This is a genomic window from candidate division WOR-3 bacterium, assembly GCA_039801725.1.
Lineage (GTDB): Bacteria > Hydrothermota > Tepidihabitantia > Tepidihabitantales > DTDR01 > DTDR01.
In genome coordinates this window covers 1-13,125 of record JBDRVE010000043.1, presented here as the reverse complement: position 1 = coordinate 13,125, position 13,125 = coordinate 1, and the positions used below count along the sequence as shown (strand labels likewise).

The 13,125-nt window shown below is 31.8% G+C and carries 13 protein-coding genes; 9 read left to right on the top strand and 4 right to left on the bottom strand.

The features are described from left to right. Positions 1 to 240: 240 nt before the first annotated feature. From ABIK75_07605 to ABIK75_07590, 4 genes are all read right to left on the bottom strand, one after another. A complete protein-coding gene (locus ABIK75_07605; GenBank protein ID MEO0090951.1) occupies positions 241 to 2,931 on the bottom strand; it encodes a S8 family serine peptidase in 2,691 nt (896 codons plus the stop codon). Between the two features lie 232 nt (positions 2,932 to 3,163). Next, positions 3,164 to 4,351 (bottom strand): ornithine--oxo-acid transaminase, encoded by a 1,188-nt coding sequence (rocD, locus tag ABIK75_07600; protein ID MEO0090950.1) that lies wholly within the window; start codon positions 4,349 to 4,351, stop codon positions 3,164 to 3,166. Between the two features lie 4 nt (positions 4,352 to 4,355). Continuing rightward, positions 4,356 to 4,700 carry a hypothetical protein gene (locus ABIK75_07595; protein ID MEO0090949.1) on the bottom strand — a complete coding sequence of 115 codons (345 nt, stop codon included), beginning with the start codon at positions 4,698 to 4,700 and terminating at the stop codon, positions 4,356 to 4,358. Then, entirely contained in the window at positions 4,701 to 6,608 is a 1,908-nt protein-coding gene (locus ABIK75_07590; protein MEO0090948.1) for an SLC13 family permease, read from the bottom strand. It lies immediately after the preceding gene. A 90-nt stretch (positions 6,609 to 6,698) separates the two neighbouring features. Between ABIK75_07590 and ABIK75_07585 the strand changes: the two genes are divergently transcribed. The 9 genes from ABIK75_07585 to pruA all read left to right on the top strand — a co-directional run bounded on the left by ABIK75_07585 (position 6,699) and on the right by pruA (position 12,897). Further along, positions 6,699 to 7,079, top strand: coding sequence for a metalloregulator ArsR/SmtB family transcription factor (locus ABIK75_07585; protein ID MEO0090947.1), 381 nt, complete (start codon positions 6,699 to 6,701; stop codon positions 7,077 to 7,079). Beyond that, positions 7,076 to 8,119, top strand: a complete 1,044-nt coding sequence (locus tag ABIK75_07580; protein ID MEO0090946.1) for a permease — start codon at positions 7,076 to 7,078, stop codon at positions 8,117 to 8,119. Before ABIK75_07585 ends, ABIK75_07580 begins: the two co-directional genes overlap by 4 nt. Before the next feature lie 12 nt (positions 8,120 to 8,131). Next, complete coding sequence (locus tag ABIK75_07575) at positions 8,132 to 8,371, top strand: thioredoxin family protein (GenBank protein MEO0090945.1); 240 nt, start codon at positions 8,132 to 8,134, stop codon at positions 8,369 to 8,371. 1 nt (position 8,372) lies between these two features. Continuing rightward, complete coding sequence (locus ABIK75_07570) at positions 8,373 to 9,080, top strand: DUF169 domain-containing protein (GenBank protein MEO0090944.1); 708 nt, start codon at positions 8,373 to 8,375, stop codon at positions 9,078 to 9,080. Continuing rightward, the gene (locus tag ABIK75_07565; protein ID MEO0090943.1) at positions 9,070 to 10,050 is read left to right on the top strand and encodes a thioredoxin domain-containing protein; all 981 of its coding nucleotides are present in this window, start codon (positions 9,070 to 9,072) and stop codon (positions 10,048 to 10,050) included. Before ABIK75_07570 ends, ABIK75_07565 begins: the two co-directional genes overlap by 11 nt. Then, positions 10,050 to 10,748, top strand: a complete 699-nt coding sequence (locus ABIK75_07560; protein ID MEO0090942.1) for a cytochrome c biogenesis protein CcdA — start codon at positions 10,050 to 10,052, stop codon at positions 10,746 to 10,748. Before ABIK75_07565 ends, ABIK75_07560 begins: the two co-directional genes overlap by 1 nt. Positions 10,749 to 10,768: 20 nt before the next feature. Then, complete coding sequence (locus ABIK75_07555) at positions 10,769 to 11,017, top strand: thioredoxin family protein (GenBank protein ID MEO0090941.1); 249 nt, start codon at positions 10,769 to 10,771, stop codon at positions 11,015 to 11,017. Positions 11,018 to 11,095: 78 nt separating this feature from the next. Then, entirely contained in the window at positions 11,096 to 11,317 is a 222-nt protein-coding gene (locus tag ABIK75_07550) for a hypothetical protein (protein ID MEO0090940.1), read from the top strand. Between the two features lie 20 nt (positions 11,318 to 11,337). After that, positions 11,338 to 12,897: an L-glutamate gamma-semialdehyde dehydrogenase gene (gene pruA, locus ABIK75_07545; GenBank protein MEO0090939.1), complete on the top strand. Its 1,560-nt coding sequence runs from the start codon at positions 11,338 to 11,340 to the stop codon at positions 12,895 to 12,897. Positions 12,898 to 13,125 lie beyond the last annotated feature (228 nt).

Here is a 13,125-nt window from a genome sequence, read left to right as displayed (position 1 = left end):
AAGGAAACTTTTTATTTCGGAAAATTTATATCTAAGTTATTGAAATTTAAATACTTAAGGCAATTTATCCTTAAAGATAGGGGGCTATCTACTATACTGCCTTGGATACTGCCTTATTAATATTTTTATAAATAATTTTATATGCTCATTCTTGATAATTACCTTATTTATTTTTCAAATATCTTTTAAAATTTTCTTGTTAGATATTTTTAAAAATTTTCTTAACGATATATAAGTCAATTATAGTTTAATTACCTTATACCATTTTTTATTTATCTTTAGGAAATAGATTCCTTTTGGTATTTTATTAAGATTATCGCTTTTGATAGCGCTACCAAATTGATTATAAAGAATTCCTTTATTTTCTTTTATAAATTTCTCATTAAAGAGAACTGTGATCACTCGGATTTTCTCTCCTTCAATTAGCTCTTCCTCTATCGGTACAAATTCATAAAATCCCCGATATTTGATAACATAATTGTAAGGACCGCCAGCCTGTAATTCCATAAGAGTTACCCAATAAGAATAATCCCTCGGATCAAATTCAATTCCTCTAACATTATAAAGTTCGGGAATTAGAAATCTTTGAAGTATGGTAAGATTTAAAGGATTTAACTCGTAAACACCACAAGAATCAATTGCTGTTCCACCAGAATTAAAAGAAGTATATACATTTAATAAAGTTGGCCGATTAGGATTGGTATTACTTAAATCTAATGTTAAACAGCGAGGACCAGCATTTCCTCTTAATGGATGGGTCATTTGTCTTATTACATTTCCTAAAGTATCGCAGGCATAAATATACTGTGGTAAAGTATTAAGCGCTCTACGATCAGCAACATACAAAATTCTATTCTCTTCATCCCAAGCAAGACCAGTAGGATAATCCTGAGCTGGTGAATTAAAATATCTTAATACCGTACCGCTTGGCGATATCTTATAAATCCTTTTTGTCTGATTAGAATGAACCCAGAAAGTATTATCATAGGCACAATATTTAATATCAACAATTGCCGATTCGTTATTAGGGGTCGGAATTGTTCCCAATGGTGTCAATAAAGAATCGGAAGAATAGATATAAATATTTCTTGCCTGAAAATGGGTAATATAAACTCTATCTAAATTGGGAACATAACAGATTCCATAAAGACCGGCACTATTTGGCACATTTGTTAATTGCCTTGGTCCCCAAATCCTTGTTCCCGGTGGTTGTGGAGCTTCACCAACAGTCAAAGTAAATCTTCTAACAAAAATTGTTTCATTACAAATTAAAGTTAATTCAAACTCTGCTTGGTAACCGCGCGGCGTGTTAACACTTACCGACACTATAAAAGGATCAGCAAAGTTATTTATTGAATCAAGAGAAGGACAATCACCATAATAACTTTGGGAATCAACTACTGTAATGTAAGGTTGCGAAGAAAGATAACGAAGAATTCCCCGCAAATTTGTTGCTGAAACATTACCAGTATTTCTTAAATAAGTGATGATATTTCCAGTTTCTCCAGGGTCAAGTCGGTTATTACCATTTTCACCGGTTATTGCTATTCTTTGAAGAATTATATTAGGTTGATTGGCAGGAGCAATTGCCTCTAATACTTTTTTACAATTTAGTCTTCCCCAACCATAGTTATTATTAGGATAGGGACTTCCTTGAGAAGGATAATCACAATTAGTAACAATCAAATTAAAAGCTTCATCAGGAGTTATATTACTTCTCTTTTGAAGCATAAGGGCAACACAACCAGCAACATGAGGACAGGCCATTGAAGTACCATCCCAACTTTCATAACCACCGCCTGGCACGCAGGAACGGACGGAAACGCCTGGAGCAGAAATTGCCGGATTTATTAAATTCCAATCATTCCTTGGCCAGTAACTCTGATTATTCCAAGGATCGGAATTGGGAGCTGGCCCACGAGAAGAAAAAGAAGCAATATTATCACCCGCATCAGTGGCTCCCACACCGATAACTGTCGGATACGACCCTGGTGGTTGAGAGGTATTGGCAGAAGGTCCGTTATTACCAATTGCGGCAATAACAATAATTCCTAAATTTCTTAAATTATTGACATAAGAAAACCAATAGGTAGTTGTCCTTGAGGAACCCCAAGAATTAGAGACTAAATTCGGTCTACCGTACTGAGCCAACCAATCAAAACAGGCAGCGATCCAACTAGTATTTCCTTGTCCCAGACTATTAAATCCTTTAGCACAAATGAAAGTGGCGCCTGGAGCAACACCAATATCGTTTTCAAAAGGACCTAATCCATCGCCACCACAAATTGTTCCCATTGTATGTGTCCCGTGTCCATTATCATCATAAGGAGTTGCCCGACCGTTAACACCATCAAACCAACCATTGGAACTTCTCCATTTTCCGCTTAGAGCCGGATGAGTAATGTCTACCCCCGTATCAAGGTTGGCAACTACAATACCTTCGCCGGTATAACCTTCTTGCCAACAAGAATCAGCCCTTACTTTAACAATATTCCACTCAGGAGTATCAGTAACATCAGGAGCACTTGTTTTCTTTACAGGTTTTATTATATAATTTTCAAAATCATCAATAATAAATAATATATCATCTCTTTTTGCCAATCGATAAATTATGTTTGGCTTAGCTTTCAAAGCAATATCCGAAACCAAAGAAAAACATTTTATATCCTTTACTTCATTAGGATATTTTTCTAAAAATTCTAAAATTGGTTTTTGAGCGAGTTGAGCAACGTATCTTAGATAAGCAATCTTTTCATCATAAGAAACTTTCTCCATTAAAGATAAATCAGCCTGCTGTTTGGTTCTAATGATTATCGAAATAAAAGTATCAGGTGAAGCATTTTTTAAAATTTCTCTTAATTCCGGTAAGATAATATTTGCGAAAGATAACAAAAAACTGACTAAAAATAGGAAAAAAATTTTTTTAAACATAGTTCCTCCTTTGTAAATTCTTATAGAATATCATAAAGTATATATAATATAATTGAAAAATAGGGATATGTCAAAAATTAAACTGCCGCCCTTCGCAAGCAGGAGGTGTGTGTTTCTACGGTGGGTAGGAACAACAACAGAACGATGGACTTGCGGAAGGGCGGCATCCCTTTTACTCCCATTGTGAAAAATATTAAAGAAAAAATTTTGAAAAGTCAATAATTAAAGATTTTTACTGGAATACCTCTTTTATTCTCTCTATTGCCCAATCAATCTCCTCTTTTTTGATAATCAAGGGTGGCGCAAATCTTATTACATCTTCTCTGGTATCCTTTGCTAAAATCCCTTTTTCCATTAATTTTTCACAATAAGGTCTTGCCTTTTCTTTTAATTCAACGCCAATTAATAAACCTTTGCCTCTAATTTCTTTTATAATTGGTGATTTTATCTCTTTTAATCTGTTGATAAAATATTCGCCCATTATTTTTGCATTTTCGGGTAAATTTTCTTCAATTATTACTTTTAAAGAAGCAATTCCCACTGCACAAGCCAAAGGATTACCGCCAAAAGTTGAACCGTGGTCACCAGGAGTAAAAACATCCATAATATTCTCATTCGCACAGATTGCCGAAACTGGATAAACACCGCCACCCAAGGCTTTTCCTAAAATCAAGATATCCGGTTCAGCATCTTCATATTGATAACAGAAAAGTTTTCCAGTTCTTCCTAATCCAGTTTGGATTTCGTCTAAAATAAGTAAGATATTATTCTTTTGGCAGATTTCTTTCGCTTTCCTTAGATAGCCATCTTTTGGCACAATCACTCCACCCTCTCCTTGGATAGGTTCTATCAAAAAGCCAACGGTATTTTCATTTATCGCTTTTTCTAAACTTTCTAAATCATCGTAAGGAATAATTTTAAAACCAGGAGTAAAAGGACCAAAACCAAATTTATATTGTTCTTCAGTCGAAAAACTAATAATTGTGGTTGTTCGGCCATGGAAATTATTTTCGCAAACAATAATCTCGGCTTGATTTTCCTTTACTTTCTTTTTTAAATATCCCCATTTTCTTGCTGCTTTAATTGCTGTCTCAACGGCTTCGGCACCAGTATTCATTAAAAGAACTTTATCTTTTTTGGTGATTTCACAAAGATATTTACAAAAAAGTGGAAATTTATCATTATGAAAAGCCCGCGAAGTTAAAGTGAGTTTGTCGGCCTGTTCTTTTAAGGCTTGGATAATTTTGGGGTGGCGATGACCTTGGTTTAATGCGGAATAAGAAGAGAGCATATCCAAATATTTCTTTCCTTCAACATCATAGACATAAACACCTTCGCCGTAAGACAGAACTACTGGCAAAGGATAATAATTTTTCGCACTATATTTAAATGCCCAATCAATGTACTCTTCTTTTCTCATAATCTTAATAAATTAAAATTGGTATTTCTAATTCTTTTAAAAAATCCTCATATTCCTCACCCAAAAGTAGAAATTTTCTTTTGGGCAGAATAATTAACTCGGCAGAAATAGTTTTTGCCAATTCCAAAATATTAAATAATGAACCTTTTTCCATACCAACCGAAAAGGGAACTTTTTCGCATTCTAACTTTTCACATAAGGAAAATAAAAAATGCCAATGCTCTCTTTCTTCTTCTTGATTTTTTGGAAAACCTAAAAGAATTATTTTTTTCTTGCTTTCCTTTAAATAATTTAAAATTTTAAAATAGATGTCTTCTTTTTTATCTACCACTAAAATAACATTACCCATTTATTTTATTATTCTAATCAAAAATAGAAAATTTGCAAACAAGAGAGTTAAAAAAGTAACGATAATTCCCGCTTTTAACCAATCGGAGAAACGAAAAGATTTTCTAAAACTTCGCTCATAAATACCAATCGCTACCAAATTGGCGGTTGAACCAATCATCGTCAAATTGCCACCGAAACAACCCCCAATTAATAAGGACCAGTATAGTTGATTTGCCAAGGGAATACCTTTTAAAGTTAAATCCTTTACTACCGGAACCAAGGCAGCAACAATTGGTAAATTATCAACAAACCCCGATAATATACCACTTCCCCACAAAAGCATTGTCAAAGCACCGAAGGTCTCCTTTAAATCTTCTCTAAAAAAGGGAAATCTTTTGGCACCTTCACTTAAAAGATAGGCTAATTTATGAGTTACACCGGTATATTCTAAACAGGCAGCATTAGCAAAGAGAAACATAAAATAGAGGATTGTCCACCAATCCGGTCCCCTTTCCACAAAAAAGCGAGAATACTCTCTTTCGTAAAAGACAATAAAACCAACAATTAAAAGTCCCGCCCCTAATAACATTGTTCTTTCTTCTACTTTTAATAAATGTTCAATAAGGGAATGGTTGATTACCAGAATAACAAACATCAAAAAAACAAAAAGAGCAACCCTTAATTCTTTTTTGTCAACTTCTTCTTCTAATTTTTTTAATTCTATTTTATTTTCTATATTTTTTTGATAAAGAAAGAGAATAATAAAAATAGTAAAAAATAAAGAAAGTAAAGAGATGGGGGTAGAGTTTTTTAAAAAATCTATAAAGGTAAATTTTGCCGAAAAAGCCAAGTAAATACCAATCGGATTGCCAATTAAAGTTAAGGCACTGCCAATATTTGTTGCCATTACCAAACCAATTAAATAAGGAATAATATTTCCTTTTGTGTATCTCACAATTTCAATGGCAATGCCAAAAGTAATTAAAATTGCTGATACCTCATCAATCAAACCACCTAATATCGCTGAAAAAAACATTAAAGAACCAAAAAGAAGGAACGGCGATTTGCCAAAATATTTAATCGCCTTAATAACTAAATATCTAAAAACTCCTTTTTCACTAAACCATTTTACCATAATCATTACGGCAATAATAAAAAGAATTGTGGGAATAGACATAAATTTTATTGCGGTTTCAATATCTACTACTCCGGTTAACAAAAGTAAAGTTAACGCAAAAGCACCAAAGGCAACCCGGTGAGAAAAGAAGAATAAAGTCCCCAAAACCATTGAGAAAAATAACACTAAAGCAATAATCTCCTTTTTTATCCAGAAAGGAGAATTAAAAGGCGAATCAAAAGGAAGTTTTAATGTGGTAAATAAAAACTTAACAACTAAAAATATTAAACACATTCCAAAAAGATAATAAAAAACTTTTTGGTATCTTTTAAAAAAACCTAACTTTCTTTTATAAATTAGGTATTCGTAAAATTCCTCTTTGGTTTTGGCAGATAAAATTTGGGAAAGAATTTTTTTATTATGGAAAATATGAGCAACATAGGAAAGAGTTTGTAAATAAAAGTTACGCTCTTCTTCTTTAGAAAAGAGAAAGATTACCAAATTTACTGGTTTTTGATCTAAGGCTTGCCAATCAATTGGTTTTTTTAAGCGAAAGATTAAAGTAAAGGTCTCTTTTATTGTTTTTAAACTCAGATGAGGAATAGCAATCCCCAAACCAACACCCGTGGAACCAAGATTTTCTCTTTCTTTTAATAAATCAACAAGTCTCTCTCCTTCCTCTTTATCAATAATTTTCTTTTTTTCTAAAAATTCTTTAACAAAGGAAAAAATTTCTTCTTTCGTTTTAAATTCCAAATCTAAAAAAATAAATTCCGGATTAAAAATTTTTTCTAAACTATTTTCTTCCATAAGATATTATTATAACTGGTGAAAAGGAAAAGTCAAAGTTTGACTTTTTTAAATATTTTGTTAAAATAATATATGCATAATTACGCATATATGAATATAAAAGATTATACCGCTATTTTTAAAATCTTAAGTGTTATTACTCGATTAAAAATAACTTGGATTTTGAAGAAGGCAAGAAAACCCCTTTGTGTTTGTGAGATTATGGATATTTTAAAAGAACCCCATTATAATGTTTCTCGTCATTTAAAAGAATTAAAGAATGTTCATTTAGTAGAAGAGAAAAAAGAAGGGAAATGGGTTTTCTATTCTTTAACAAAAGAAAAAGACCCGTTTATAAAAGCATTATTAAAAACTATTGAAAGGATTCCTAAAAAATTTTTTACAGCAGAAGAAGAAAATTTAAAAAAAAGGTTAAGTTTAAGAAAAGATAATAAAGTAGTAGTGGGCTTAAAAAGGAGGAATAAAAAATGATAATTAAAGAATTGATTTTCGGTGGTCTTGATTCTCTAAAAGATTATATTGCTTTTCATATTTTAACCTGTCTCATTCCGGCTTTTTTACTTGCCGGCGCAATGGTGACATTTATCAATCGTCAGGCAATCATCTCTTTACTTGGTGAAAAGGTAAATAAGTTAAAATCTTTCTCTTTAGCAAGTATTTTCAGTTTTTTTCTGGCAGCTTGTTCTTGTACGGTAATTCCAGTAAGTAGTGGCCTTTATTATAGTGGAGCAGCAATCGGAGTGGCTTTTATTATTCTCTGGGTAGCACCAGCAAGTAATATTCTTTCCTTAATCTATACGGGAAGTATTTTGGGAAGTCAAATGGTAGTAGCAAGAATTACTTCCGCAATTTTAATGGCTTTTCTTATTGGTTTTATTATGACCTTATTTTTTGGCAAAGAAAAAAAGGAATTTAGTTCGGTGAAACAGGAAAAATTGGAATTTTTAAAAATAAGAGATTTAATTCTTCTTATCCTTATTTTACTTTCTTTACTGATGCCTAATTATTTAGGAAGAAATAGTCCTTATATTAAAAAAGTTATTATCTGGTTTATCTTTACAGTTATTATGGTTGTTTACGCAATTATTTTTATTAATAAAGAAAAAATAAAAGAATGGCTTTATGAAAGTTGGTGGTTTGTAAAGATTATTTTACCATTATTACTTTTAGGTGTTTTTATTGTTGGTGTTATCGGTAAACTAATACCGGAGAGTTTTGTTAGAAATTATCTTGGTTCCAAAGGAGTTTTCTCTTCTTTTTTAGCAACTTTAATTGGTGCTATTAGTTATTTTGCTACGATGACGGAAGCACCTTTTGTCCATACTTTAATGAAATTGGGAATGGGAAAAGGACCGGCATTGGCTTTGCTTTTAACCGGTCCGGGTTTGAGTTTACCTAATTGGCTTGCGATTGGTCGGGTTTTTGGCTTTAAGAAAACTTTGGTTTATGTACCAACAATAATTATTTTAGGAACTTTAATTGGTTTTATTTTTGGAAAATTTATTTTTTAAAAGGAGGTAATTATGAAAATCATCATTGCTGGACCTGGTTGCCCAAGATGTCAGGCAACCGAAAAGAATGTAAGAGATGCCTGCGCTGAATTGGGAATTGCTTGTGAAATTACCCATCTTTATGATATTAAAGAATTTGCCAAATTTGGTGTAATGTTAACACCAGCAGTAATTATTGATGACAAAGTGGTTATTTCGGGAAAGGTACCTGCTGTTGAAGAGTTAATAAAAATATTATCGGAAAAGAAATAAAATGGAAGAATTCAAGGAAATTTTATCATTAAAACTTTTACCTGTAGGAGTTAAATTTCTTCAAAAAGAAGAATCTACTAAGGGAGAATTTTTGGCAAAGAAGCTAACCTTTTGCCAGTTTGTCCATGGAGCATCCCAAGAAAGGTGTTTATTTAAGATAACTAAGGAAAATTTAGGTTGTGCCTCAGCTCAATTTGTTTTCGGTTTTCGGGAATATAACGAAAAAGATATTGACCATCATCTAAGACAATTTACTTTTAGTAAAGAAAGTGCTAAAAAATTAATTGAGATAAAACCTAAATTACCAATTAACCAATTTACTGGTTTATTGGTGGGCGACATCAATAGTTTTACTCCTGATAAACCAGATGTGGTAATTCTTATTATTGATAGTGCTCAAGCTTTACCATTAATTGAGGCTTATACTACTGCTTATGAAAAGGATATCACTTTTTGTAACGGTGTGAGCTCGGCTGTTTGTTCCTACGGAGTAGTATTTGCTTATCAAACAAAAAAACCAAATCTTACTATTCCCTGCGTTGGAGCAAAAAGATACGGACTTTTCCAAGACCATCAACTTGTCTTTTCTTTACCTTGGGAAGTTGCTCAAGAGATAAAAAATCAACTAATAAGATTTGCCAAAAGTAATAAACTCCATTTACCCATTAAACAAGCATATTATTCACCGGTTAAAGAAAATGAAAAATAAAGGAAGATTTTTAGTAATAATTGGATTAACTATTCTTATTATTTTAACAATTTTCCTGAAAAGGAAAACCGAAACATCACCAATAAAAAAAGTAGAAGAAAAAACAGCCCAAATAACTGAAAAACCTCTCTCGGAAACCCTTTCCGTAACTACCGAAAAAGAAACCCTTTTTAAAAGTCCTCAAGAAAAAACAGAAAAAGATTATTTAGCAATTGTGAATAACTTTAAGATAACTAAAGAATATTTAGAGAAAATCCTTCAATTGCTTCCTGAACAATATAAAGAAATCTATAAAAATGATAAATTATCTTTTTTAGAAGAATTAATTGTTCGTGAACTTTTATATCAAGAAGCAGAAAGAATGGGAATTGCTTCCCAAATTATCGAAAAGGATATAGAAAAGAAAAAGGATTTAGCAATCCAGGGATTGCTTAATGAACTCGGTAAAGATCTTGAAGTCTCTGATAAAGAAGCAGAAGAATTCTACCAATCCCATAAGGATGAGATTAGCGGTAACTTTTCCGAAATAAAAGAAAAAATAAAAGAATATCTAAAAGAAGAGAAAAGAAAAGAGAAAATTGACAGATTTATTGAAGAGTTAAAAAATAAAGGCAAAATAATAAGAAATGAAGAATGGATTAAACAACAAGAAAGGCTAAAACCCAAAAATCCTTTAGAAAAGGCATTAAAAAGCAAGAAACCGACAGTTGTTGATTTTGGCGCTGGTTATTGTATGCCCTGCAAGATGATGTTACCAATTTTGGAAGAATTGAAAAAAGAATACAAGGATAAAGCAAACATTATTATTTTAGAAATTTCTGAATATCGGGATTTGGCTTATAAGTATAAAATAAAAGTAATCCCAACGCAAATCTTTTTTGACAAAAACGGCAATGAATACTGGCGACACGAGGGCTTTTTGCCAAAAGAAGAAATTATTAAAAAATTAAAAGAATTAGGTTGCGAATAATGTTAAAATCAATTTTGGAATGGTTAAATAATGCCTATCAGTCCTCCTCCATTCTTGCGATAGTTGCTTCTTTCTTTTGGGGAGTTTTAAGTATTCTATTAAGCCCTTGCCATTTGGCAAGCATTCCCTTAATTATTGGTTATATTAGTGGCCAAGAAACTATTTCAGTAAAAAGGGCTTTCATTTTTTCTCTACTTTTTTCTTTTGGAATATTAATAACAATTGCCTCTATCGGAATAATTACCGGCCTTTTAGGAAGAATCCTTGGTGATATTGGTAAATGGGGTAATTATTTAGTAGGAATTATCTTTTTTATTTTCGGCCTTTATCTTTTAGAAATAATCAATATCTCTTTTTTAAATCCCAAAGCGGTGAGGTTTAAAAAGAAAGGAGAGATAGGTGCTTTTATTTTAGGAATTCTTTTTGGTATTGCTTTAGGACCCTGCACTTTCGCCTATATGGCTCCAATGTTGGCAATGATTTTTAAAATCAGCACTAAACAATTTTTTTTCGCCCTTTTTCTCATTCTTTTTTATGCTATTGGCCATTGTTTAATAATCACTGTTGCTGGCACATCAATTAAACTTGTTCAAAACTATCTTAATTGGAATTATAAATCAAAAGGAGTTTCGTATTTAAAAAAGATTTGCGGTATTTTTATAATTTTGGCTGGCTTTTATCTTTTCTGGAAAGCTTAATTTTTAAAAAGGAGGTAATTATGAAAATCATCATTGCTGGACCTGGTTGCCCAAGATGTCAGGCAACCGAAAAGAATGTAAGAGATGCCTGCGCTGAATTGGGAATTGCTTGTGAAATTACCCATCTTTATGATATTAAAGAATTTGCCAAATTTGGTGTAATGTTGACGCCAGCAGTAATTGTTAATGATAAAGTTGTTATCTCGGGAAAGGTGCCAACAAAGGAAGAGATAAAAAAGATTTTACAAAATATAGAAAGTAATAAATAATTTTATTCTTTTCTAATGTCAATAATTTGAATTTTTTCTTAAAAATTGTTATTATTTTAATCTTTAAAAGAAGGATTTATGAATAAAGGAGTAAGAATATTGGGTTATATTAGTTTGGTAATTGGCTTTATTTTTTTAGCTCCTATCCGATTCTCTCTTACCTTTAATCTTTTCTTGATAATTGGTTTGGTTGGCAGTGGGATTGTTTATATTATTTTAGTCGAGACCTTTGAAGATTTGAAAAAAATTAAAGAAAATTTACAATCAATCCGGATATTTGGGAAATTAAAAATAAATTAAATATTTAAAAAGGAGGTTTTATGTTGCCACCTTTTAGAAATGAAAGTTATTTGGACTTCTCAATTGAGAAAAATAGAAAGGAAATGGAGAATGCTTTAAGCAAAGTAAAACAAGAGTTGGAAAAAGAATATCCATTAATTATTAATGGCAAAAAAATCTTTAAAGAAAAGAAGTTTAAGTCAATAAATCCATCTAATCCAAAAGAAGTTTTAGGCTATTTTTCCAAGGCTGATAAAGAAGATATTGATAAGGCAATTGAAACATCTTGGCAAGTTTTTCCTATTTTCTCTTCTTTACCAAAGGAAGAAAGGGCAAGCATTTTATTACGGGCAGCAAATATAATGAGGAAAAGAAGGTTTGAATTAGATGCGACAATTATTTTGGAAGTTGGTAAGAACTGGTTAGAAGCCGATGCCGATGTGTGTGAAGCGATTGATTTTTTAGAATTTTATGCCCGAGAAATTTTGCGATACCAAGGAGAACACGAATTGATACCATTACCTGGTGAAATGAACGAAATCCGTTATATTCCTTTAGGAGTGGGCGCAGTAATTCCACCTTGGAATTTTCCGTTGGCAATATTAACGGGAATGACAAGTGCGGCAATTGTCTGTGGTAATCCGGTTATCTTAAAACCAGCCTCTGATTCCCCATTAATTGGTTATAAATTTTGTGAAATAATGATGGAAGCAGGTCTACCTAATGGTGTTTTAAATTTTGTTACCGGTAGCGGTGGCGAAATTGGTGATTATTTAGTCTCCCATCCAAAAATCAGATTTATTGCCTTTACTGGCTCAAAAGATGTTGGTTTAAGAATTAATGAACTGGCAAGCAAAATTAATAAAGGTCAAATCTGGATAAAAAGGGTGATTGCGGAAATGGGTGGAAAAGATGCGATTATTATTGATAACGAGATTGAAGAACTATGGGAAGATGCCTTAAACGGTGTTTTGGCTTCTGCCTATGGCTTCCAAGGACAAAAATGTTCTGCCTGTTCCAGATTGATTTTACATAAAGATATCTACGAAAAGTTTTTAGAAGATTTAAAGGAAAAAGTAAAAAATATAAAAATCGGTAGTCCGGAAAAATACGAGAACTATTTAGGACCGGTAATAAACGAGAATGCTTATAATAAAATCTTAAATTATATTGAAATCGGTAAAAAAGAAGGAAAACTCTTTTATGGCGGTAATGGTTTAAAAGAAACCCTTGGTGGCTATTTTATTGAACCTACTATCTTTATTGATGTACCTTACGATGCGAGAATTGCCCAAGAAGAGATATTTGGACCAGTTTTAAGCGTAATAAAAGCGAGTGACTTTGAAGAAGCCTTATATTTTGCCAATGCTACTGAATACGGTTTAACCGGTTCAATATATACCAAAAACCGGTTTAAGATAAAAGAGGGAAAAGATAAATTCTTTGTCGGCAATTTATATATCAATAGAAAATGTACCGGAGCCTTGGTAGGTGTCCATCCCTTTGGTGGCTTCAATATGTCCGGAACCGACTCCAAAGCAGGCGGTTTTGACTATCTATTGCTTTTCTTACAAGCAAAAGCAATAAGCGAGAAATTATAAAATATTGAAATTAAATAACTTATAAATTATTACCGTTTACTAAAATATTAATTATTAAAATAGCAAGATTTATCAATACTGATTTTTATTATTCAATTATATATTGACTAATAAAACTTTATAAGTTGCCAATTTGGATATTTTTTATAAGTATTTGATATTAAATTACTTACAATATTAAAAAGTTTCCTGTATGGAAACTTTTTATTTTGATAAATTTCTATATAA

What these genes read in the sequence shown, in the direction of transcription:
- ABIK75_07605 (MEO0090951.1), bottom strand. Translation starts at nt 2,931, where the DNA reads ATGTTTAAAAAAATTTTTTTCCTATTTTTAGTCAGTTTTTTGTTATCT.
- rocD (MEO0090950.1), bottom strand. Translation starts at nt 4,351, where the DNA reads ATGAGAAAAGAAGAGTACATTGATTGGGCATTTAAATATAGTGCGAAA.
- ABIK75_07595 (MEO0090949.1), bottom strand. Translation starts at nt 4,700, where the DNA reads ATGGGTAATGTTATTTTAGTGGTAGATAAAAAAGAAGACATCTATTTT.
- ABIK75_07590 (MEO0090948.1), bottom strand. Translation starts at nt 6,608, where the DNA reads ATGGAAGAAAATAGTTTAGAAAAAATTTTTAATCCGGAATTTATTTTT.
- ABIK75_07585 (MEO0090947.1), top strand. Translation starts at nt 6,699, where the DNA reads ATGAATATAAAAGATTATACCGCTATTTTTAAAATCTTAAGTGTTATT.
- ABIK75_07580 (MEO0090946.1), top strand. Translation starts at nt 7,076, where the DNA reads ATGATAATTAAAGAATTGATTTTCGGTGGTCTTGATTCTCTAAAAGAT.
- ABIK75_07575 (MEO0090945.1), top strand. Translation starts at nt 8,132, where the DNA reads ATGAAAATCATCATTGCTGGACCTGGTTGCCCAAGATGTCAGGCAACC.
- ABIK75_07570 (MEO0090944.1), top strand. Translation starts at nt 8,373, where the DNA reads ATGGAAGAATTCAAGGAAATTTTATCATTAAAACTTTTACCTGTAGGA.
- ABIK75_07565 (MEO0090943.1), top strand. Translation starts at nt 9,070, where the DNA reads ATGAAAAATAAAGGAAGATTTTTAGTAATAATTGGATTAACTATTCTT.
- ABIK75_07560 (MEO0090942.1), top strand. Translation starts at nt 10,050, where the DNA reads ATGTTAAAATCAATTTTGGAATGGTTAAATAATGCCTATCAGTCCTCC.
- ABIK75_07555 (MEO0090941.1), top strand. Translation starts at nt 10,769, where the DNA reads ATGAAAATCATCATTGCTGGACCTGGTTGCCCAAGATGTCAGGCAACC.
- ABIK75_07550 (MEO0090940.1), top strand. Translation starts at nt 11,096, where the DNA reads ATGAATAAAGGAGTAAGAATATTGGGTTATATTAGTTTGGTAATTGGC.
- pruA (MEO0090939.1), top strand. Translation starts at nt 11,338, where the DNA reads ATGTTGCCACCTTTTAGAAATGAAAGTTATTTGGACTTCTCAATTGAG.